The following is an 18,408-nucleotide window of genomic DNA, read 5'->3' as shown; positions in this document are numbered from 1 at the left end:
GTCACGCCGCAATTTATATAGGTTGCATGAGGTTGATCGTGTCAATGACCTATCATTGTGAGGAGTAATGTCTATTTCGGCTAATGATAATGTTATCGACGATGTCGATCGGAGAATATTGGAAGCACTGGCCGAGAATGCGCGCATCTCGTTGAAGGAGCTGGCGCAGGCTGGCGGACTGTCTTCGCCCAGCGCCGCCGAACGCCTCCGTCGCCTGGAAGAGCGCGGGATCATTGCCGGTTTCACCATCGATATCGACGCCACAGCACTCGGATATCCGCTACAGGCGATCGTGCGGGTTCGGCCGCTGCCGGGGCAGCTGCATGTCGTTCAACGGATCATCCAGGACACGCCTCAGTTCGTCGAGTGCGACAAGGTCACGGGCGACGATTGCTTCATTGCCCGGCTTGTCGTTTGCTCGATGGCGGAGCTCGACACGATCCTCGATAAGGTGGCGGAGAAGGCCGAAACAAGCACCTCGATGGTCAAGGCATCGCCGGTCAAGCGTCGTCTGCCACCGCTCTCACGGCAGCGATAATCAGAAATCGGCCATCGGGGAGAGCATGGCCGGTCGATCGAATGCGATGGCCCGGGGCGCACGGATCATGAGATGCGTGTAGCTTTCGAGGGGTTGTGCCTGCCCACTCCACCCGAGCTTGTCGGGGCAAAACAGCACGTCGACGACTCCCGCGTCGATATCGAGCGCTGCGATGATTGTGGCAAGCGAAGGGATATCGGCGCCGACGACGTCGAGCAGCCTGAAATGTCCCGGCGCTTCCATCTTCCACGCAACTGCCGCCTGTTCCCGTCTCAGCCAACTGATCCTGACGCTGGGATCGAGCTGCGTGTTGATCACAAACATCGCGGCGCTCTCACGCACGGCAAGCACGTCCGAGACTGGTTCACGTGTCTTCAGGGCGGCCCGCAATAGTTCGAGATCTGTCTTAGTGAGCGGATCGAGATGTCGGGCCGGCAGCTGCGCCTTCGACGCAACCGGCGCGTTGCCGGAATAAGCATGCAGCGAAAGCGAGCGGAATCCGTAAGGTTCATATAGCGCCGGTTTATCCGTGTAGAGGACGATCGCTTCGAAGCCTTTCTCCTCGCACCAGGCAAGCGCCTTTTGGGTCAGGTCGCGATAGAGGCCAAGTCCGCGCCAGGGCGGCCGAACCGCACCGGATTGGAATGCGGCAGCATTCACCGTGCGGCCGTTGATGACAAGCGGCATGGCGAAGGCCGAAAGATTGGCAGCAAGCCGGCCATCAGCGGCAAACCAGCCGAATGGCATGCTGCTCGGGTCGGGTCTGCCCATTTGCTGCAGAGGGCCGATGTCGATGTCGAACGTGTCTTTCAGGAGATCGACCAGCGCCTGCCAGGCCTTGAGATCGTCGAAATAATCGCGACGGAAGGTTAGGCCGGAACGATCGATGTCCTTGGAGCTCATACTCCGGTTGATCCGAAGCCGCCTGCGCCGCGTGCGGTGGCGCTCGCCTCGGAAATCTCTGAGATATGTGCCTGGATCGCCGGGGCAATCACCATTTGCGCGATGCGCATGCCCCTGGTGATCTCGAACGGCCCCTCGCCGAGATTGATCAGTAGAACCTTGACTTCGCCGCGGTAGTCGCTGTCGATTGTTCCGGGTGTGTTGAGACAGGTGATGCCGTGCTTGAAGGCCAGCCCGGAGCGCGGACGCACTTGGCCTTCGTATCCCTCGGGAATTTCGAAGATAAAGCCAGTTGGCACTAGCGCGCGCTTTCCGGCCTCGATGATCATCGGCGCACCTGCGTCAACGGCGGCGCGCAGGTCCATGCCGGCCGCCCCCCTGCTTTCGTAGGCGGGCAGATCGAGATCCTGGCCGTTGGCGAGGCGGATGATGTTGAGCGTCGGGCGCGTATCGGTATGGATTGTCATGGGGCATTAGTTTGCGTCCGAAGCGCCAAGGTCAATTGCAATGCCGGGCTTTAATCGCTAGATACGCCGCAATTCCACAGGATTCACATCATGGCTGAAAGTCTCGCCGAGGCGGTCTCCCGCCGCCGCACATTCGCTATTATCGCGCACCCGGACGCGGGTAAGACCACGCTGACCGAAAAGCTGCTGCTGTTCGGCGGCGCCATTCAGCTTGCCGGCGAAGTCAAGGCAAAGAAGGATCGCATGCAGACGCGCTCCGACTGGATGAAGATCGAGCGCGAGCGCGGCATCTCAGTCGTCACCTCGGTGATGACGTTCGAATACAACGACAACGTTTTCAACATCCTCGACACGCCCGGCCACGAGGACTTCGCGGATGACACCTACCGCACGCTGACGGCCGTCGATGCTGCGGTCATGGTGATCGACGCCGCCAAGGGTATCGAGCCGCGGACGCTGAAGCTGTTCGAGGTCTGCCGTATGCGCGACATTCCGATCATCACCTTCATTAACAAGATGGACCGTGAAAGCCGCGATCCTTTCGAAATCCTGGATGAGGTCGAGGAAAAGCTGGCGCTCGATTGCGCGCCGGTCACCTGGCCGATCGGTCGCTCGAAGACCTTCTGCGGCACCTATCATCTGGCGAACAACGAGGTGCGCGCCTCCGACACGCAGGAGATCATGACCAAGGTCACCGATCCCGAGATGGTGTCCCACCGCCTGCCGGAAAACGAGCGCGACGCCTTCGTCGAGGAGACGACGCTGGCGATCGAGGCCTGTAAACCCTTCGACAAGAAGGCCTTCCTGGAAGGCCATTTGACGCCCGTTTTCTTCGGCTCGGCGCTGCGCAATTTCGGCGTTCGCGACCTTATCGATGCGCTCGGCGAGTTCGCCCCGCCACCACGCGATCAGGTCGCCGACATCCGCACCGTGCAGGCAACCGACAACAAGATGACCGCCTTCGTCTTCAAGATCCAGGCGAACATGGACCCGAACCATCGCGACCGTATCGCCTTTGCCCGCATCTGCTCCGGCAAGCTCGAGCGCGGCATGAAGGCGAGGCTGTCGCGCACCGGCAAGCAGCTTGGCCTCACCGCGCCGCAGTTCTTCTTCGCCTCGCAGCGTCAGCTTGCCGACACGGCCTATGCCGGCGATGTCGTCGGCATTCCCAATCACGGCACACTGCGCATCGGCGATACGCTGACGGAAGGCGAGTCGTTGGTGTTCCAGGGTGTGCCGAACTTCTCGCCCGAAATCCTGCGCCGCGTGCGCCTTGAAGACGCCATGAAGGCGAAGAAGCTCAAGGAAGCGCTGCAGCAGATGGCGGAAGAAGGCGTCGTTCAGCTGTTCCAGCCGGAGGATGGTTCGCCGGCTATCGTTGGCGTTGTCGGCGCGCTGCAGCTCGATGTTCTCAAGGAACGCCTGATGGCCGAATACGGCCTGCCGGTCTCCTTTGAAATGTCGCGCTTCTCCGTCTGCCGCTGGATTTCCGCCGATCAGCCTGCTGAGCTCGACAAATTCGTGACCGCCCGTCGCGGCGATATCGCGCGGGACCTCGACAACGACCCGGTATTCCTGGCGCAGGACAGCTTCTCGCTTCGCTATGAAGCCGAGCGCTATCCGGCGATCAAGATGGCCGCCCTCAAGGAATATCACGCCATCAAGGCGGCGTGATATTGGATCGGATATAGCGATCTGCCATGATGCCCTTTTGGAGCGTTTCATGGTTCGAGAGAATGAAATCAGAGAAAACGAAGTCGCCGTCGAACTGCCGCCGGCGACCGATGCCGGTCTGGTGTTCATCGGGCGTATTCTGACGCCCTGGACCTCGCGCAGGGAGACGCCGCGCCAGGGACGGCACGACGGTCCGCTCTGCAGGATCGAGATTTTCGAACCGTGGAAGCAGGCCCTCCAGGGTGTGGAGGCCTTCGAGCGGCTGGAAGTGCTCTATTGGCTGGATCGATCGCGGCGCGACCTCGTTCTGCAAAGCCCGGCCAACAGCGGGAAGGTGCATGGCACCTTTTCTCTCCGCTCACCGGTGCGGCCAAATCCGATCGGTACCTCGATCGTCAAGCTGGAAGGGGTCGAAGGTGGCGTCTTGCTGGTTCGTGGATTGGATTGCCTTGACGGTACGCCGCTTCTCGATCTGAAGCCGGACCGTACGCTGTTCAAGCCGATCGCGCCGCCGCAGCCCGGAGATTTCCAGACCGGCGACGACGCGGTGCATTATTGCAAGAAAGCCTGACGATCAGTCGACGGCGATCATGACATTCGGGGACTGTCGCAGCTGGAGCCTCCGCCGCAATCTCACTCGCCACGCGGATAGCGCTGGCTTTCCTCCAGCACGTTCAGGTCCATGTGATTGCGCATGTAGCGCTCGGAAGCCCGCTGCAGCGGCTGATAATCCCAGGGATAGTAAGCGCCGTTCCGCAGCGCCTCGTAGACCACCCAGCGGCGGGCCTGGCTTTCGCGCACGGCGGCATCGAAATTCTGCAAGTTCCAGCGTCTCTTGGCCTGGGCCGTGAGCCCCGCGAGAACATCGGCATATCCCGCATCGCATGCGAGGTTGTTCAATTCTCTTGGGTCGGCCTCGAGATCGAACAGCATCGGCGGGTCTTTGTCGCAGAGCGTCAGCTTGAAGCGACCGTCCCGCAGACAGACGAGCGGGGCTTCCGACCCCTCGGCGGCATATTCCATCGGCACCGGACCACGACCGCCGGTGCCAGTTGCGAGTGGCGTCAGGTCCTCGCCATCCGTCCACGGAGCCAGCTTGGCAATGTCGATACCCGCCAGCGCCGCGAGCGTCGGCGTCACGTCGAGCGTCGAGACCGGCTGCTGTATGAAAGCCGGTGCCCAGCCCGGCGCCGCGATCGTCAGCGGCACCCGCGACGAACCATCGAAGAAGCACATCTTGAACCAGAGGCCACGGTCGCCGAGCATGTCGCCGTGGTCGGAAACGAAAAGCACGATCGTATTGTCCGCCATCCGCCCGCGATCGAGGACATCGAGGATTTCGCCGATCTTGTCGTCGATGTAGGAAATATTGGCGAAGTAGCCCTGGCGTGCGCGCCGGATCTGCTTCGGCGTGATGTCGAACGCATCATAGTCGCAGGCCTTCAACAGGCGCTGGGAGTGCGGATCCTGCTGGTCGAAAGGAATAGCATCGACATCAGGATCGAGAGCAGGGGAATTCTCGTACAAGTCCCAATATTTGCGGCGCGCGACATAGGGATCGTGCGGGTGAGTGAAGCTCACCGTCAGGCACCAGGGGCGTTCGTCGTGACGGCGCGACAGGTCGTAAAGCTTGCGGGTCGCGTTGTAGGCGACCTCGTCGTCATACTCCATCTGGTTGGTGATTTCGGCAACACCGGCACCCGTGACCGAGCCGAGATTGTGGTACCACCAGTCGATGCGCTCGCCGGGCTTGGTGTAGTCGGGCGTCCAGCCGAAATCGGCGGGGTAGATATCGGTGGTCAGGCGTTCCTCAAAGCCATGCAACTGGTCCGGGCCGACGAAATGCATCTTTCCCGACAGGGCCGTGTGATAACCCGCCGCGCGCAAATGATGCGCGAATGTCGGGATATCGGATGCGAATTCGGCGGCGTTGTCATAAACGCGAGTCCGGCTCGGCAGCTGCCCCGACATGAAGGATGCACGAGCCGGCGCGCAAAGCGGACTTGCCGTATAGGTGCTGGCAAAGCGTACCGAGCGCTCCGCCAAGGCTTTCAGATGCGGCGCATGAAGGAAATCGGCCGGTCCGTCGGGAAACAACGTGCCATTGAACTGATCGACCATCAGAATGAGAATATTCGGGCGCGCCATGCATGTCGTCCTTGGGTTCGGGATCGGGAACTTAGCCGCGTCTGCGGAGCCATGCCAGTCCGCCTCGACCGGAAGCGCGACAGGAATCTCGGCCTCATCTCGCATATGCCATTTGATTGCTTTATTGATTATCGATATCGAATGACCTGTGAAGCTGGCATTTTTTGATATCCCCTCTAAGGATTTTTTATGGAAAGCCGCCGCGTCGAGCTTGGTTGGATGCGCTTATTCGCTGAAATCGGCAAGGCCGGTAGTCTGTCGGCCGCGGCAGGCGTTCTCGGCCTGACGCAGCCTGCCGTCAGCTATCAGATCCGCCGACTGGAGGAACAACTTGGCGTCAGTCTGCTGAAACGACAGCATCGCGGCGTTGAGTTGACGCCGGAAGGCCAGCGCCTGCTCGATGTTGTGGCAAGAAGCGTCAGCGAAATCGACGAGCTGGCGCGGCGCTTCCGTAGTGAAGCGGACAGGCCAACGATACGACTGCGCACGGACTTTGCGTTTTCTTCGCTCTGGCTGATCCCACGGATGCACGCGTTTCGCACGCTTTACCCGGATGTCGACATTCAGATTGTCGCGACACAACGAACGGAGAAAGGTCGTTCGGACGACGGCGATGTTGCCGTGGTTTTTGGTCGGCGATCGGAGTTCGATCGCGGCGCGGTTCTGCTCTTGCCGGAAAAGGTCGCGCCGGTCTGCACCCAAGGCTTCCTTGATCGCTACGGCCTCCTCTCAACGCCTGATGACCTTGCGCGGGCGCGTTTGATACATCTCGACACCGAGGAACCGTCGCCCTGGTTCGACTGGCGGCACTATCTAGCGGAGCTCGGTGTCCGTCGCGATAGTCAGGCGGGGCAGGGGGACCTAAGCTTCAACACCTACTCGCTGGTGGTGCAGGCGGCGATTGGCGAACAGGGCGTCGCCATTGGATGGATGGGGCTCGTCGACTCGCTGCTCGCGACCGGCATGCTGAAGACCGCCGGTCCCGCACTGGAAGCGCCCGATCGGGGCTATTGGCTACTCCCACCACGCGCGCGCGACGCCCAGAGTGATCTGCTTGCGAAGTGGCTGATGGCAGAGGCCGGCATCGCGTGATGCTGCCCGCCCTCAAGCGACGAGGTCATCGAGGAAATCTTCGCACCAGCGCGATACGTCGTGCACCAGCAGGTGATCCATCATCCGCTGCCAACGTTCCTGGCGTTCCTCAAGCGGCATATTCAAAGCCCGTGCCAGCGCGTTGGCTGTTCCCTCGATGTCGTAGGGATTGACCAACAAGGCGCCGTTCTTCAGCTCGCGGGCCGCGCCGGCGAAGCGGGAGAGCACCAGCACGCCGGGATCCTCGGGGTCCTGGGCAGCGATATATTCCTTTGCAACGAGATTCATGCCGTCACGAAGCGGCGTGACCAATCCGACCTTTGCCAGGCGGTAAAGACCGGCGAGGATCGGGCGGCTGACCGAGCGATTGATATAGCGGATCGGTACCCAGTCCACCGTCCCCAGCGCACCGTTCACCCGGCCAGCCTGCTCAGCGACGGTGCGTTGCATCTGTTCGTATTCAGGCACTTCCGAGCGGGATTTCGGTGTGATCTGGAGATAGGTCACCTTCCGCTGATGAGCCGGATTATTGAGGATGAAACGCTCGAAGGCATCGAGGCGCTGCGTGATGCCCTTGGAGTAGTCCAGCCGATCGACGCCGATGATGAGGTCGCGGTCCCTGATGCTCTGCCGCGCCCTCTGCACCAGATGGTGGCTGCCGGCCTTCTTGGCGAATTCGGCGAATGCGGCCGTCTCGATGCTGATGCCATAGGCCCCCCCCTTGAAAACCTTGTCGTTTGCCGTGAACCGGCCGTCCCCAATCGCATCGCCCATGTCCTCGCGGCGAAGGCACCCGGCAAAGTTTTCGAGATCATGGTCCGTCTGAAAGCCGACGAGGTCGTAGGCTGCCAGACCATGCATAATCTCCTCGTGAACCGGCATGGTATAGAGCACATCCGCCGGCGGCCAGGGAATGTGCAGGAAGAAGCCGATGCGGTTCTTGAAGCCCATTTGCCGTAGTTCGGCGGCCAGCGGGATCAGATGGTAGTCATGCACCCAGATGATGTCGTCCGGCCGCAGCAGCGGCGCCAGTCGATGCGCGAAGAACCGGTTGACGCGGAAATATCCCGCCATCTCCTTGCGGCCGTATTCCGCAAGATCCAGCCGATAGTGACAGATCGGCCAAAGCACGCGATTGGCGAAGCCGTAGTAGTATTCCTCGACGTCCTTGCCGGTAAGATCGGTCAGGGCGTAGGTAATCTTGCCCTCTTCCGTCAGGGACAGCGGGCCCGGCTCGTCGTTTCCGCTCGACTTTCCGGACCAACCCATCCAGATACCGCCCCGTTCCTCGAGTGCCGCCTTCAGCGCCACCGCCAGTCCACCGGCGGTGGCTGCGCCCTCCTTTGTCGGGGCTGGCACGCGATTGGAAACAATGACGAGACGGGACACAAAAATTCCTTTCCTGGGAGGGGCAGCACGTCGTGCTTGGGATCAAACGGCGAACTGCGCGATCAGTTCCCGCACCGCCGACGCGGAAGGCAACGTCAGCGTGGCGGCGGTTTCAGACGGCGAGCCGACCCGAACGGAGTGGCCGCCGTGGCGGTTGGCGACGCGAAACATCGCCTCGTCCGTGACGTCGTCACCTATGGCGATCGGACGCCTGCCGGCAAAGGGCGGCATCGACAGAAACACCTCAACGGCGTGACCTTTGTCGGCGCTGGCCGGTCGGATTTCGAGAACCATCTTGCCTCGCTGCAAGGTCCAGTTCGCTCCGGCCCTGGATAGCAGTCGCTCCATGATCGGCTCGACCTGCGCCTGCCTCTCCGGCGCCAGACGGTAATGGGCGGCGACGGCCGCTCCCTTGTCTTCCACAAGCACGCCTTCCAGGCCTTCGGTCTCCTTGCGGAGATCCGTCTTCAGAGCCTCGAATGCGGCTGATGTCTCGGCCTTGGCGACTTTGCCGTCGGGTCGGCGCAGTTGGGCGCCGTGCAAGCCGGCGATCGGAAATCGGAATGGCGAGAACAACTCGTCGGCATAGGCGAGTGCCCGTCCTGTAACCAAGGCAAGCGCTCCGCCGAGCCTCTGCGACGCGGCATCGAGCGCCGTCGGCAACCACGGCGGAACGACGATCGCATCCGGCATGTCGGCGAGGTCGAGCAAGGTCCCATCAATATCCAGAAAGAGAGCGCAATCTAGAAGGGAGGACGAAAGAGCGCTCAGCAATTCCATCTGCGCTGACGCCGGCTTCGGCACCGTGGCAGGAAATGGCTCACCGGGGTATGACATGGTGTCTTACCTATGTCGGTATCCAGCGAAGGCAACCCGAGTGATCAAATGTTGCGAGGAAATCTCAGATTTCCTCGTGCAATCCCGAAAGCAAGCGCACGTTCACTCAGCTGGCATTGCGGCGGAATGCCCTAAGAAAGCCTTGGCATCGGCCGTGAACGCTGCGCGCTGATCTGCTCGCGTATAAAACATGTGGCCGCCTCGATAGACTTTCAGCGCCACGCGTTCACCGGCAAGCGAAGGTGGCAGGTGATCAACGACATAACGGCTGACACCATAGGGCGTGACGAGATCGCTGTAGCCGTGGGCGATCAGCAGGCGGAATTTCGGATTGGAGGCGAGGAGCTGGCGGATGTCGTCTGTGACGCTCGCCTGCAGCCTCGAGCCGCCGCCGCGCTCGCCCCATTCCCACCTGCGGCCGATATCGGAGTCCAGCAGCGAATAGGTCATTTCGGTTTTGAAGCTGAGTTCATTCCGTGCGTAGTCGGCAAAGGCTCCGCCATAGGCTCGGGTGAAGCCGTCGAGGATCGCATCGTCGCCACGGTCGGAATCTGACTCCGGATAAGGATCGGGCGTCGAGAACGCCGCGTCGTAAGGGCTGACGACTCGGCCGTCCTGGCCTGATTTCTTGGCATAAGCATTACCGAGGAAGCCGCGGTTCTTCGCCACGACATCTTCGGGAATGCCGGTCATGCCGGCAATCTTCCCGTAGAAGGCTTTGGCCGCGTCACCGGTCGGTGCAGGGCCGGCGAGCGTCGTGAGATAGTCGTCAAGCGCAAATTTCTCCACTTCTCTTTGCCGTGTTTCATCAAACGCGTTGCGTCTGTCCATGTTCGCTGCGGCAAGCGACGGGAATTCGAGTGCCGCGCCAAGTGCAAACTGATCGGCATTGAACATCAGTTGCCCCTCGAGCAGCGGGGAAAGCATGATCGCGCCGGAGATGATGATGCCCTGGCTGTCCTTTAGAGCGCCAGCCACCTTGGCGGCGCGAAAGCCGCCATAGCTCTCGCCGAGAAGATACTTGGGCGAGCCGGATCGGTTGTTGTGTGCGACATAAAGAGCGATCGCCTTTGCGATGCTCTCCGCGTCGGAATTGACGTTGTAGTATTTGGAGGCGTCGTCGGCCTTGGCGGTCCGGCTCCAACCCGTTCCGATCGGGTCGATGAAAACAAGATCGGTAAAGTCGAGCCAAGTGTGCGGGTTGTCGATCAATCTTGCGTCGGCCCCGTCGTCGCCTTTCGGGCCGAAATCGAGGACACGCGGCCCCATAAGGCCGAGATGCAGGAATGCCGACGCCGCACCCGGGCCGCCGTTGAAGGCAAAGGTCAGCGGGCGGTCGGGGGCGCCGTTCTTGGCGACATAGGCCGTGTAGAATATGGCGCCTGTTTTGGTGCCGTCTTGTGCGAAGAGGTCAAGCGTCCCGGCTGTGGCCACATAGTCGAGGGGCCGGTCGCCGATCTTTATTGTGTGGTGGGTGACCGAGTCATCAGGCAGCAACTTCAGCACGCCCGGTGAGGCTTGTGTGCTAGGTTCGTCCCGACCGTCCTGCGACATAGCAGGAGCCAGCGGCGCAAGCAGCGCTATTGCAAGCAGAATGGCGGACAGGAAACGCAAGACTTCTCCTCCAGCAGAAGCGGCATGGGAGGCGTCAACCTAGCATCGCGCGATTGGGGAGGAAATCAACAGATGGTGAGGCGGACGTCAGTCCGCCTTCTCAATCGTGCGCGCATTCACATATTGCGCCCGACCAGCGTTCCAGCCATTGATGGCGGCGCCGGCACCAAGCACCACGAAAAGCACCGCCGACCATGCAAAGCTGCCGGTCCAGCTCCGGATGAGCCCGACCACGAGCGGACCGATCGCAGCAAGCAGGTAGCCGACGCACTGCGCCATGCCCGAAAGGTGGGCGGCCACATGCGGATCGCGCGAGCGCAGCACGATCGTCGTCATGGCGACAGCGATCAGGCCGCCCTGACCGATGCCCTGCAGCACGGCCCAGACCCAGACGGTTGAGAGCGGCGCAAACAGCAGGCCGAACAATGCAACGACGGCAACGGCGCAAAGCGACGCGTTGATCACGCGCTGATCCTTGCCGCGTACCGCGACCTGCGGGGCAACCAAGCATGCCGCGGCCTGAACCATCACCGATACTGAAACGATCGCTCCGGCGGTAACAGCGTCAACCCCGCGCTCACGCAGGATCGGAACGAGCCAGCCGAAGACACAATAGGCCAGGGCTGATTGCAGCCCCATAAAGAGCGTGACCTGCCAGGCCAGGCGGTCGCGCCAGAGCCCTTGGACGGAAAAGCCGCTACGCTTGACCTGATTTTTGGTGGACAGCACTTGCGGCAACCAGATGATCGCGACGATCAGCGCAGGTAGTCCCCATCCTGCCAGCGCACCGGAGAGAGAGCCGCCGAGAATGCGCTCGAGCGGCAGCGTAAAGCCCGCGGCGCTTGCCGCGCCGGCGCACAGTGCCATCGTGTAGAAGCCGGTCATCAATGCGGCACGATCGGCAAAGTCACGCTTGACCAGGCCCGGCAGCAGCACGTTCCCGACAGCGATGCAAGCGCCGGCGAGAGCGGTGCCGGCGAAGAGCAGCGGAATCGAGGAAAAGCCACGCAGCGCTGTCCCAAGCGCCAGCAGAACGAGCACGCCGAGAAGCGTGCGCTCTGCGCCGATCCGCTGAGCAAGCCGCGGCGCCAGTGGCGAGAAGGCGCCGAGGCAGACGACGGGCAGCGTGGTCAGCAGGCTGGCGCCGAGCGACGAGAGGCCGAGTTCGGTCTTGATTTCGGGCAACAGAGCGGAGGCACTGGAAAAGACAGGACGCAAATTGAAAGCAATCAGAACAAGGCTTGCCCCGAGCAGAAATCGCACCGCGGTGCTGCTGCCAACCGGCGGTTGCGGCTGCGGGACGCTATCGGCTTCGGCGTCGATAAGCTGTTCGTCCGCCAGATCGTAGGCGTAGGCGGAATCCTGAAGGGGTGTTGTCATGAATGAAGCATCCGGTCGAGAGCGCTGATGATGGGGGCCATGAAGCGGCGAACGGCTGCATCGGCCCGTTGCGGATCGCCGGTGGCGATCGCGTCGATGATGTCGGCATGCGCCCGCATATCAGGTTCGGGAATCTCGGCATCCAACGTCGCCTCAATGGTTTCGGCAATCGAGGCGGAAAAGAACTGATAGATTTCGATCATCGCGCGGTTGGCGCTGGCAGCAATAATCGCCTTGTGGAAGGCAAGATCTCGTTCGACGAAGGCGCTCTTGTCGCCATCTTCGAAATTGCCTCGCTTGGCGAGAAGTACCCGTAACTCCGCAATGATCTCAGGGGTTTGTCGTACCGCCGCCAGTCTCGCGGCCTCAACATCGAGCGCGCACCGGGCTTCGAAGAGGTCGCGCAGACCAGCGCGGCGCGCCATCGTGAGCGGCAGCCTCGTATCCGTGGTCGAGAGCACGTAGGTTCCAGAGCCCTGGCGCGTCTCGAGCAGCCCTTGCGACACCAGCACCCGCACCGCCTCGCGGACTGTGCCGCGACTGACGGAGAGCATGGACGATAGCGTTGCCTCGTTGGGCAATTTCTCGCCAACGGCCCACCGCTTCCCCAGGATCTCGGCGCGGATTGCCTCAATGGCCGTCTCCGCAAGCTTCGTTTTTGCAAGTGGTTCCATCGCCCATATTCGTAAAGTCATCTGATGACTTTACGAATACTCCCGGAGTATGGCCTTCGTCAATGCAGTGCTGAAAATGGAAAAGGGCCGCGTGAAGCGACCCTTTCCATGAGTTCTGGCCCTGTAAATGGCCGGACCGTCAAAGCGATCCTAGGAAGGTGGGCTTAGAGCGAGGGCTGCCTCGCTTTCATCACCACTTCCATGCCTTTTACGAGGTCTGAAATCTCATTAGACATTGGATCACCTTCCTTTCGTTCTGTTGTAGATGAGAAGAAGGTAGGATGATTCGCCCGCGATGCAAGAAAAAATCCCGACCAAGGTCTCGCCACAACTTTCGGGCTACGCGATTTCATCTCCGCGCCGCTGGCAATACTGCAATGTTTACAATGGTATATTGCCGTATTGCATCGACGTGCGGCTTCAACATCAAGGCCTGTGGATTAAGCCGGCTCAATGTGCTGCTTTGATGAAGGTGCCGTTCTGCAGTTCTCGCATCGCCTGCATGATCTCCTCGCGGGAGTTCATGACGATCGGCCCGTGCCAGGCGACGGGCTCCTCGATCGGCTTGCCTGAGACGAGCAGAAAGCGAATGCCTTCGTCGCCGGCCTGCACGGTTACCTCGTCACCGCTGTCGAAGACGACGAGCGTCCGGTTGCCGGACATATCACGGATGTTCAACTCTTCACCGTTGACTTCCTTCTCGACACGGACGCCGAACGGCTTGGAGGCGTCGCGGAACGTGCCGGAGCCTGCGAAGACATAGGCAAAAGCGTTGCGGTAGGTGTCGACCGGCAGGCGCTTCTTCTTGCCTGGCGGCACCGAGACATCGAGATAGATCGGTTCGGCTGCCACGCCATCGACCGGGCCCGCCTTGCCCCAGAAGTCGCCGCATATCACGCGAACGGCCGTGCCGTCGTCATCGACCACAACGGGAATGTCGGCGGATTTGACGTCCTGATAGCGCGGCGCCGTCATCTTCAGCGACGAGGGCAGGTTGGCCCAGAGCTGGAAGCCGTGCATGCGTCCGGCGAAATCGCCCTTCGGCATTTCCTGGTGCATGATGCCGCTCCCGGCCGTCATCCACTGGATGTCGCCGGCGCCCAGCAGACCGCGATTGCCGAGGCTGTCGCCGTGCTCCACCGTGCCGGCGAGCACATAGGTGATCGTCTCGATGCCGCGGTGCGGATGCCAGGGAAAGCCGCGGATATATTCCGCCGGATTGTCGTTGCGGAAATCGTCCATCATCAGGAACGGATCGGTCATCGACGGATCTCCGAAGCCGAAGACGCGATGCAGCTTCACGCCGGCGCCTTCCATGGTCGGAGTTGCAGTGCTCATATGCTTTACGGGACGGATCGACATGGCATCCTCTCGAAGGTTCAACTTGACCGGAAATATAGCCATCGATCCGGCCTCTGCGAAACCAGCGGAGGCGGGAACGCACTGTTCACAAAAGAAGATGCGGCATCGCGCAATGTGATCACGCCAACCGTCAGAAATTTGTCATCTTCTGCTTGCAAGCCACAACGCGGTTCAGATCTTATTAACCATCAGATTCGACAATTGTTGTCGCGTTTCAGCATTTCTTCCGCCTCCAACGGAGCGGATTCCGGAGTGGAAAGAGCATGTGTCGCTGGGCAGCCTATCGCGGAGACCCCCTCTATCTGGAGGAGCTGGTGTCCTCGCCCGCGCACTCCCTGATCGAACAGTCGCATTGCGCCACCCGGGCCAAGACCCCAACCAATGGCGACGGCTTCGGCATCGCCTGGTATGGCGACCGCCCGGAACCGGGCCGTTATCGCGATACCTTGCCGGCATGGTCCGACTGCAATCTGAAGAGCCTTGCGCGGCAGATCCGCTCACCTTTGTTCCTCGCGCATGTGCGCGCGGCGACGGGTGGCGGCACCCGTCGTGACAACTGTCACCCTTTCACCTTCGGCAACTGGTCCTTCATGCACAACGGCCAGATTTCGGGCTTCGAACGGCTGCGCCGTCCCATGGAGGCCATGCTGGATGATGAACTCTTCACCGCCCGCGGCGGGACGACCGATTCCGAACTGATGTTCCTGCTCGCCCTGCAGTTCGGTCTGCAGCAGACGCCGGTGGCCGCGATGGCGGAGATGATCCGCTGCGTTGAAGGCCTTGCCGAGAAGCTGCTTGGATCGGTGCTGCTGCGCTATACCGCGGCCTTCTCCGATGGCAAGGCGCTCTATGCGATCCGCTATGCGACGGACCGCAAGGCGCCGACGCTTTACGCCTCACCGCTCGGCAAGGGTTATTGCCTGGTGTCGGAACCGCTCAATGATGACGTCGATGCCTGGGCGGAAATCCCGGACGGCAGCGCGGTTACGCTCGGCGACAATGGTCTCGATATCGCACCGTTTCGTCCAGTACAGGCGGTGGCAAGGACCGGCCCGCTGGCGATCACTGCTTGAGTCTTTCGGCAATCATTGCCGCCAGCCTCGTTGCGACCTCTTCCTTCGCAAGATCCGGCCACAGCTCGATGCCACTGTGGGTGACGATCTTCACCCTGTTGCGGACACCGCCCATGATGCCTGTTGCCGGCGAAACATCGTTGGCGACGATGATATCGGCACCCTTACGATCAAGCTTTGCCCTGGCGTTACTCTCGACATCCTGGGTCTCGGCCGCGAAGCCGATCACCAGTTTTGGCCGCATCGTGTGATGGCCGACCGTCTTTAGAATATCGGGATTTTCAGTCAGCGCGAGCGTCGGAATGGATTCGCCCGGATGCTTCTTGATCTTCTGGTCGGCGGCTGATGCAACGCGCCAGTCAGCGACGGCCGCAACCATCACGGCAACATCGGCCGGCAGCGCGGCAAGCACGGCATCCCGCATTTGGTCCGCTCGCTCGACATGGATCACCTTTACGCCGACCGGATCCGGAATGGAGACCGGTCCGGAAACAAGCGTCACATCCGCGCCGAGCGTCGCAAGTGCTGCGGCGATCGCATGTCCCTGACGGCCGGAGGAGCGATTGGCGATGTAGCGCACAGGGTCGATCGGCTCATGCGTTGGCCCGGAAGTGACGATGGCCCGACGACCGGCCAGCGGCTTCGGCCGATCGATGAGCAAAGTTTCTGCCGCAGCAACGATCTCCAGCGGCTCGGCCATGCGGCCCACACCTGCTTCGCGGCTCTCCGCCATCTCGCCTGGCATGGGTCCGATGAAGCGAATGCGGTCGCCGCGCAGGGTCTCGACATTACGCTTCGTCGCGGGATGCGCCCACATATGCGGGTTCATGGCGGGTGCCGCAAGCACCGGTCGGTCGGTCGCGAGCAGAACGGTTGAGGCAAGATCGTCCGCAAGCCCGTTTGCCATCTTGGCGAGCAGGTCTGCCGTCGCTGGCGCGATCACGACAAGGTCGCAATCGCGCGCCAGCCGGATATGGCCGACATCCTGCTCGTCCTGCCGTGAGAAAAGGTCGGTGAACACATGGTCGGCAGCAAGCGCGCCGACGGCAAGCGGCGTCACGAACTCTTGGGCGCCCTTGGTCATCAGCGGTCGCACCGACGCGCCGCGCTCCCTGAGCCGCCGAATCAGGTCCAGGCTTTTATAGGCCGCGATCCCGCCTGATATGATGAGGAGGATGCGTTTGCCGCTGAGAACCATGGCTTTTTCCATCGACTATCTGATTGCATCAAACCCTAAGCCTTTGGGGAATAATAAGCAATCGGCACCGGAAGCGTTATCGGTCGCAGTGACAATGCCGCCCTTCTGTGGCATGGAGCGAAGCATGGGGACCATGCGGAGCATCTTGCGCGATCGGGTGTCGGCCAGCGCCGTCGCGCTGTTGTTCGCCTGTCTGCTTTTGATCCAGGGGCTGCTGAGCGGTACTGCCCAAGGTGCCATGGCGGCGTCCGCCGCTGATCCCTTCACCGTCATTTGCTCCTCGGACGGACACGGTTCCGTCAATGATGCCGGACACGGTAATTTGCCGGCGAAGAAAGCGCCGGAATGCCCGTGCGGCACGCTCTGCCGCCTGGCATCTGCAGCCATGCCGGCAATTCTCGGCGGGCAGGCGGGTCCTCTTTATGTCGCGGTCGAGACCGCGATCGACACAACGATCCGAGCGGATGAAGTCGTTTCTCTTGCTCTACGCGGACGAATCGCCGAACCGCGTGCGCCTCCCATCATGGCCTGACGTCGTCGTCGTCCGCCTCCACGCCTGTTGCGCAGAGGTCGATTTTCTTACGTTGGGAGTCCTCCATGTCCGATCTTATTATCGGTCGCGAGAGTGTTGGCGCTTCGGTGCGCTCCGCCTCCGACCTCTACCGCGCTGTCTGGCGTTGGCATTTCTACGCAGGCCTTCTCGTCCTGCCTTTCATGATTACGCTGGCAATCACCGGCGGCCTTTATCTCTTCAAGGATGAGATCGATGCGGCGATCCATTCCGATCTCAAGCGCGTCGCAGTGCAGCCGGGCGTAAACCGCGCAGCGCCTTCAGCGATGGTGGCTGCCGCCCTTGCTGCCCACCCCGGGATCGCGGTCAAGTTCACCGACCCGGCCACGCCCGACGCCTCTGCCGAAATCACCGTCGGCACCGAGGCGGAAGGCAAACTTGCCGTCTACGTTAATCCCTACACCGCTAAAGTGCTGGGTGCATTGCCGGATCGCGGCACCGTCATGTGGACGATCCGCTACCTTCACAGCTTCAAATATTTCGAAAGCTACGCACGCATGCTGATCGAGATCGCCGCCGGATGGTCGATCCTGCTGGTTGCCACGGGCATCTATCTGTGGTGGCCTCGTCGGCAGACCGGGGGCGTTTTTTCCGTTCGCGGCACGCCGAAGCGGCGGGTCTTTTGGCGGGACATGCATGCCGTGACCGGCATCTTCGTCGGCTTCTTCATCGTCTTCCTGGCCATCACGGGCATGCCGTGGTCCGGCATCTGGGGCGGCAAGGTCAATGAATGGGCGAACGGCAATAACTTCGGCTATCCCGCCGGCGTCCGCGTCGCCGTACCGATGTCCGACGAGCACCTCGATCACATTGCCAAGACCTCGTGGTCGCTGGAGCCGGCGCAGGTCCCGCAGTCTCCTGGGCACGCGCATCATGCACAGCCGATCGGTCTCGACGCCGCCGTCGCCACCTTCGACCGTCTTGACCTGCATCGTGGCTACGCCGTCAACATACCGACCACAGCGGATGGCGTGTTTACCGGATCGGTCTATCCCGATGACCTTACCAAGCAGCGGGTCGTACATCTCGACCAGTATTCCGGAACGCCGCTGATCGACATGAGCTACGCCGACTACGGCCCGCTCGGAAAGTCGCTCGAGTGGGGCATCAATACCCATCTCGGCCAGCAATTCGGGCTTGCGAACCAGCTCGTGCTGCTTGCCGCTTGTGCGGCGATCATCCTGCTTGCGGTTTCGGCTGCGATCATGTGGTGGAAGCGGCGCCCGGCGGGCTCGCTCGGCGTCCCGCCTTTACCTGCTGACAAGCGCGTGTTTCGCGGTCTGATCGCGATACTCGCTGTCGGCGGGGTGATCTTCCCGCTCGTGGGCCTGTCGCTCATCGTTATGCTCGGCTTGGATTGGCTCTACATCAGGTGCAGAAAATTACGATCGACCTGACATCGCTGGGAGGCGGACACGCTCGCGTCGCCTCCGGTCGATAGACAGCAGAAGGGCTGCGGATGAGAGGATCCGCAGCCTTTTTCACGCA

The 18,408-nt window shown here is 61.4% G+C and carries 17 protein-coding genes; 7 read left to right on the top strand and 10 right to left on the bottom strand.

What is annotated here, in order from left to right; genetic code table 11:
* Positions 1-67: 67 nt before the first annotated feature.
* Positions 68-538, top strand: a complete 471-nt coding sequence (locus tag ATY79_RS12865; protein ID WP_088704062.1) for an Lrp/AsnC family transcriptional regulator — start codon at positions 68-70, stop codon at positions 536-538.
* On the opposite strand, the gene ATY79_RS12860 is transcribed toward ATY79_RS12865, so the two are convergent.
* Complete coding sequence (locus ATY79_RS12860; protein WP_088704061.1) at positions 539-1,441, bottom strand: GNAT family N-acetyltransferase; 903 nt, start codon at positions 1,439-1,441, stop codon at positions 539-541.
* A complete protein-coding gene (gene dut / locus ATY79_RS12855) occupies positions 1,438-1,908 on the bottom strand; it encodes a dUTP diphosphatase (protein WP_088704060.1) in 471 nt (156 codons plus the stop codon). Before dut ends, ATY79_RS12860 begins: the two co-directional genes overlap by 4 nt.
* A gap of 90 nt (positions 1,909-1,998) precedes the next feature.
* Between dut and ATY79_RS12850 the strand changes: the two genes are divergently transcribed.
* Both ATY79_RS12850 and tsaA read left to right on the top strand, forming a co-directional pair.
* On the top strand, positions 1,999-3,582 hold the full coding sequence (locus ATY79_RS12850) for a peptide chain release factor 3 (RefSeq protein WP_088691113.1): 1,584 nt from the start codon (positions 1,999-2,001) through the stop codon (positions 3,580-3,582).
* A 49-nt stretch (positions 3,583-3,631) separates the two neighbouring features.
* Positions 3,632-4,153 (top strand): tRNA (N6-threonylcarbamoyladenosine(37)-N6)-methyltransferase TrmO, encoded by a 522-nt coding sequence (gene tsaA, locus ATY79_RS12845; protein ID WP_088691114.1) that lies wholly within the window; start codon positions 3,632-3,634, stop codon positions 4,151-4,153.
* A 62-nt stretch (positions 4,154-4,215) separates the two neighbouring features.
* Here the strand turns inward: tsaA and betC are convergent, their stop codons facing one another.
* Entirely contained in the window at positions 4,216-5,730 is a 1,515-nt protein-coding gene (betC, locus tag ATY79_RS12840; RefSeq protein ID WP_088704195.1) for a choline-sulfatase, read from the bottom strand.
* A gap of 189 nt (positions 5,731-5,919) precedes the next feature.
* Between betC and ATY79_RS12835 the strand changes: the two genes are divergently transcribed.
* Complete coding sequence (locus tag ATY79_RS12835) at positions 5,920-6,822, top strand: LysR family transcriptional regulator (protein ID WP_088704059.1); 903 nt, start codon at positions 5,920-5,922, stop codon at positions 6,820-6,822.
* A 12-nt stretch (positions 6,823-6,834) separates the two neighbouring features.
* Here ATY79_RS12835 and otsA read toward each other — a convergent pair whose 3' ends face one another.
* From otsA to ATY79_RS12805, 6 genes are all read right to left on the bottom strand, one after another.
* Positions 6,835-8,211 (bottom strand): alpha,alpha-trehalose-phosphate synthase (UDP-forming), encoded by a 1,377-nt coding sequence (gene otsA, locus ATY79_RS12830; protein WP_088691116.1) that lies wholly within the window; start codon positions 8,209-8,211, stop codon positions 6,835-6,837.
* 42 nt (positions 8,212-8,253) lie between these two features.
* Positions 8,254-9,048, bottom strand: coding sequence for a trehalose-phosphatase (gene otsB, locus ATY79_RS12825; protein WP_088704058.1), 795 nt, complete (start codon positions 9,046-9,048; stop codon positions 8,254-8,256).
* Positions 9,049-9,150: 102 nt separating this feature from the next.
* Positions 9,151-10,602, bottom strand: coding sequence for a carboxypeptidase (locus tag ATY79_RS12820; RefSeq protein WP_245312378.1), 1,452 nt, complete (start codon positions 10,600-10,602; stop codon positions 9,151-9,153).
* A 147-nt stretch (positions 10,603-10,749) separates the two neighbouring features.
* A complete protein-coding gene (locus tag ATY79_RS12815; RefSeq protein WP_088704056.1) occupies positions 10,750-12,042 on the bottom strand; it encodes an MFS transporter in 1,293 nt (430 codons plus the stop codon).
* Positions 12,039-12,716, bottom strand: a complete 678-nt coding sequence (locus ATY79_RS12810; protein ID WP_088704055.1) for a FadR/GntR family transcriptional regulator — start codon at positions 12,714-12,716, stop codon at positions 12,039-12,041. Before ATY79_RS12810 ends, ATY79_RS12815 begins: the two co-directional genes overlap by 4 nt.
* Before the next feature lie 450 nt (positions 12,717-13,166).
* Positions 13,167-14,078, bottom strand: a complete 912-nt coding sequence (locus tag ATY79_RS12805; protein ID WP_088691485.1) for a pirin family protein — start codon at positions 14,076-14,078, stop codon at positions 13,167-13,169.
* A 263-nt stretch (positions 14,079-14,341) separates the two neighbouring features.
* Here ATY79_RS12805 and ATY79_RS12800 point away from each other — a divergent pair, with 263 nt between their 5' ends.
* Entirely contained in the window at positions 14,342-15,151 is an 810-nt protein-coding gene (locus ATY79_RS12800) for a class II glutamine amidotransferase (RefSeq protein ID WP_088704054.1), read from the top strand.
* Here the strand turns inward: ATY79_RS12800 and coaBC are convergent.
* The gene (gene coaBC, locus ATY79_RS12795) at positions 15,141-16,349 is read right to left on the bottom strand and encodes a bifunctional phosphopantothenoylcysteine decarboxylase/phosphopantothenate--cysteine ligase CoaBC (protein ID WP_088704053.1); all 1,209 of its coding nucleotides are present in this window, start codon (positions 16,347-16,349) and stop codon (positions 15,141-15,143) included. The genes ATY79_RS12800 and coaBC overlap by 11 nt on opposite strands.
* Before the next feature lie 124 nt (positions 16,350-16,473).
* Here coaBC and ATY79_RS12790 point away from each other — a divergent pair, with 124 nt between their 5' ends.
* Both ATY79_RS12790 and ATY79_RS12785 read left to right on the top strand, forming a co-directional pair.
* Complete coding sequence (locus tag ATY79_RS12790; protein ID WP_088691486.1) at positions 16,474-16,881, top strand: DUF2946 family protein; 408 nt, start codon at positions 16,474-16,476, stop codon at positions 16,879-16,881.
* Positions 16,882-16,946: 65 nt separating this feature from the next.
* Positions 16,947-18,317: a PepSY domain-containing protein gene (locus ATY79_RS12785; RefSeq protein WP_088704052.1), complete on the top strand. Its 1,371-nt coding sequence runs from the start codon at positions 16,947-16,949 to the stop codon at positions 18,315-18,317.
* The last annotated feature ends 91 nt before the right edge of the window (positions 18,318-18,408 follow it).

The organism is Rhizobium sp. R693, assembly GCF_002211315.1.
Classification (GTDB): Bacteria; Pseudomonadota; Alphaproteobacteria; order Rhizobiales; family Rhizobiaceae; genus Rhizobium.
The sequence above is the reverse complement of the archived record's forward strand: the minus strand, read 5'-3'. Positions and strand labels throughout refer to the sequence as shown.

What these genes read in the sequence shown, in the direction of transcription:
- ATY79_RS12865 (WP_088704062.1), top strand. Translation starts at nt 68, where the DNA reads ATGTCTATTTCGGCTAATGATAATGTTATCGACGATGTCGATCGGAGA.
- ATY79_RS12860 (WP_088704061.1), bottom strand. Translation starts at nt 1,441, where the DNA reads ATGAGCTCCAAGGACATCGATCGTTCCGGCCTAACCTTCCGTCGCGAT.
- dut (WP_088704060.1), bottom strand. Translation starts at nt 1,908, where the DNA reads ATGACAATCCATACCGATACGCGCCCGACGCTCAACATCATCCGCCTC.
- ATY79_RS12850 (WP_088691113.1), top strand. Translation starts at nt 1,999, where the DNA reads ATGGCTGAAAGTCTCGCCGAGGCGGTCTCCCGCCGCCGCACATTCGCT.
- tsaA (WP_088691114.1), top strand. Translation starts at nt 3,632, where the DNA reads ATGGTTCGAGAGAATGAAATCAGAGAAAACGAAGTCGCCGTCGAACTG.
- betC (WP_088704195.1), bottom strand. Translation starts at nt 5,730, where the DNA reads ATGGCGCGCCCGAATATTCTCATTCTGATGGTCGATCAGTTCAATGGC.
- ATY79_RS12835 (WP_088704059.1), top strand. Translation starts at nt 5,920, where the DNA reads ATGGAAAGCCGCCGCGTCGAGCTTGGTTGGATGCGCTTATTCGCTGAA.
- otsB (WP_088704058.1), bottom strand. Translation starts at nt 9,048, where the DNA reads ATGTCATACCCCGGTGAGCCATTTCCTGCCACGGTGCCGAAGCCGGCG.
- ATY79_RS12820 (WP_245312378.1), bottom strand. Translation starts at nt 10,602, where the DNA reads ATGTCGCAGGACGGTCGGGACGAACCTAGCACACAAGCCTCACCGGGC.
- ATY79_RS12815 (WP_088704056.1), bottom strand. Translation starts at nt 12,042, where the DNA reads ATGACAACACCCCTTCAGGATTCCGCCTACGCCTACGATCTGGCGGAC.
- ATY79_RS12810 (WP_088704055.1), bottom strand. Translation starts at nt 12,716, where the DNA reads ATGGAACCACTTGCAAAAACGAAGCTTGCGGAGACGGCCATTGAGGCA.
- ATY79_RS12805 (WP_088691485.1), bottom strand. Translation starts at nt 14,078, where the DNA reads ATGTCGATCCGTCCCGTAAAGCATATGAGCACTGCAACTCCGACCATG.
- ATY79_RS12800 (WP_088704054.1), top strand. Translation starts at nt 14,342, where the DNA reads ATGTGTCGCTGGGCAGCCTATCGCGGAGACCCCCTCTATCTGGAGGAG.
- coaBC (WP_088704053.1), bottom strand. Translation starts at nt 16,349, where the DNA reads ATGGTTCTCAGCGGCAAACGCATCCTCCTCATCATATCAGGCGGGATC.
- ATY79_RS12790 (WP_088691486.1), top strand. Translation starts at nt 16,474, where the DNA reads ATGGGGACCATGCGGAGCATCTTGCGCGATCGGGTGTCGGCCAGCGCC.
- ATY79_RS12785 (WP_088704052.1), top strand. Translation starts at nt 16,947, where the DNA reads ATGTCCGATCTTATTATCGGTCGCGAGAGTGTTGGCGCTTCGGTGCGC.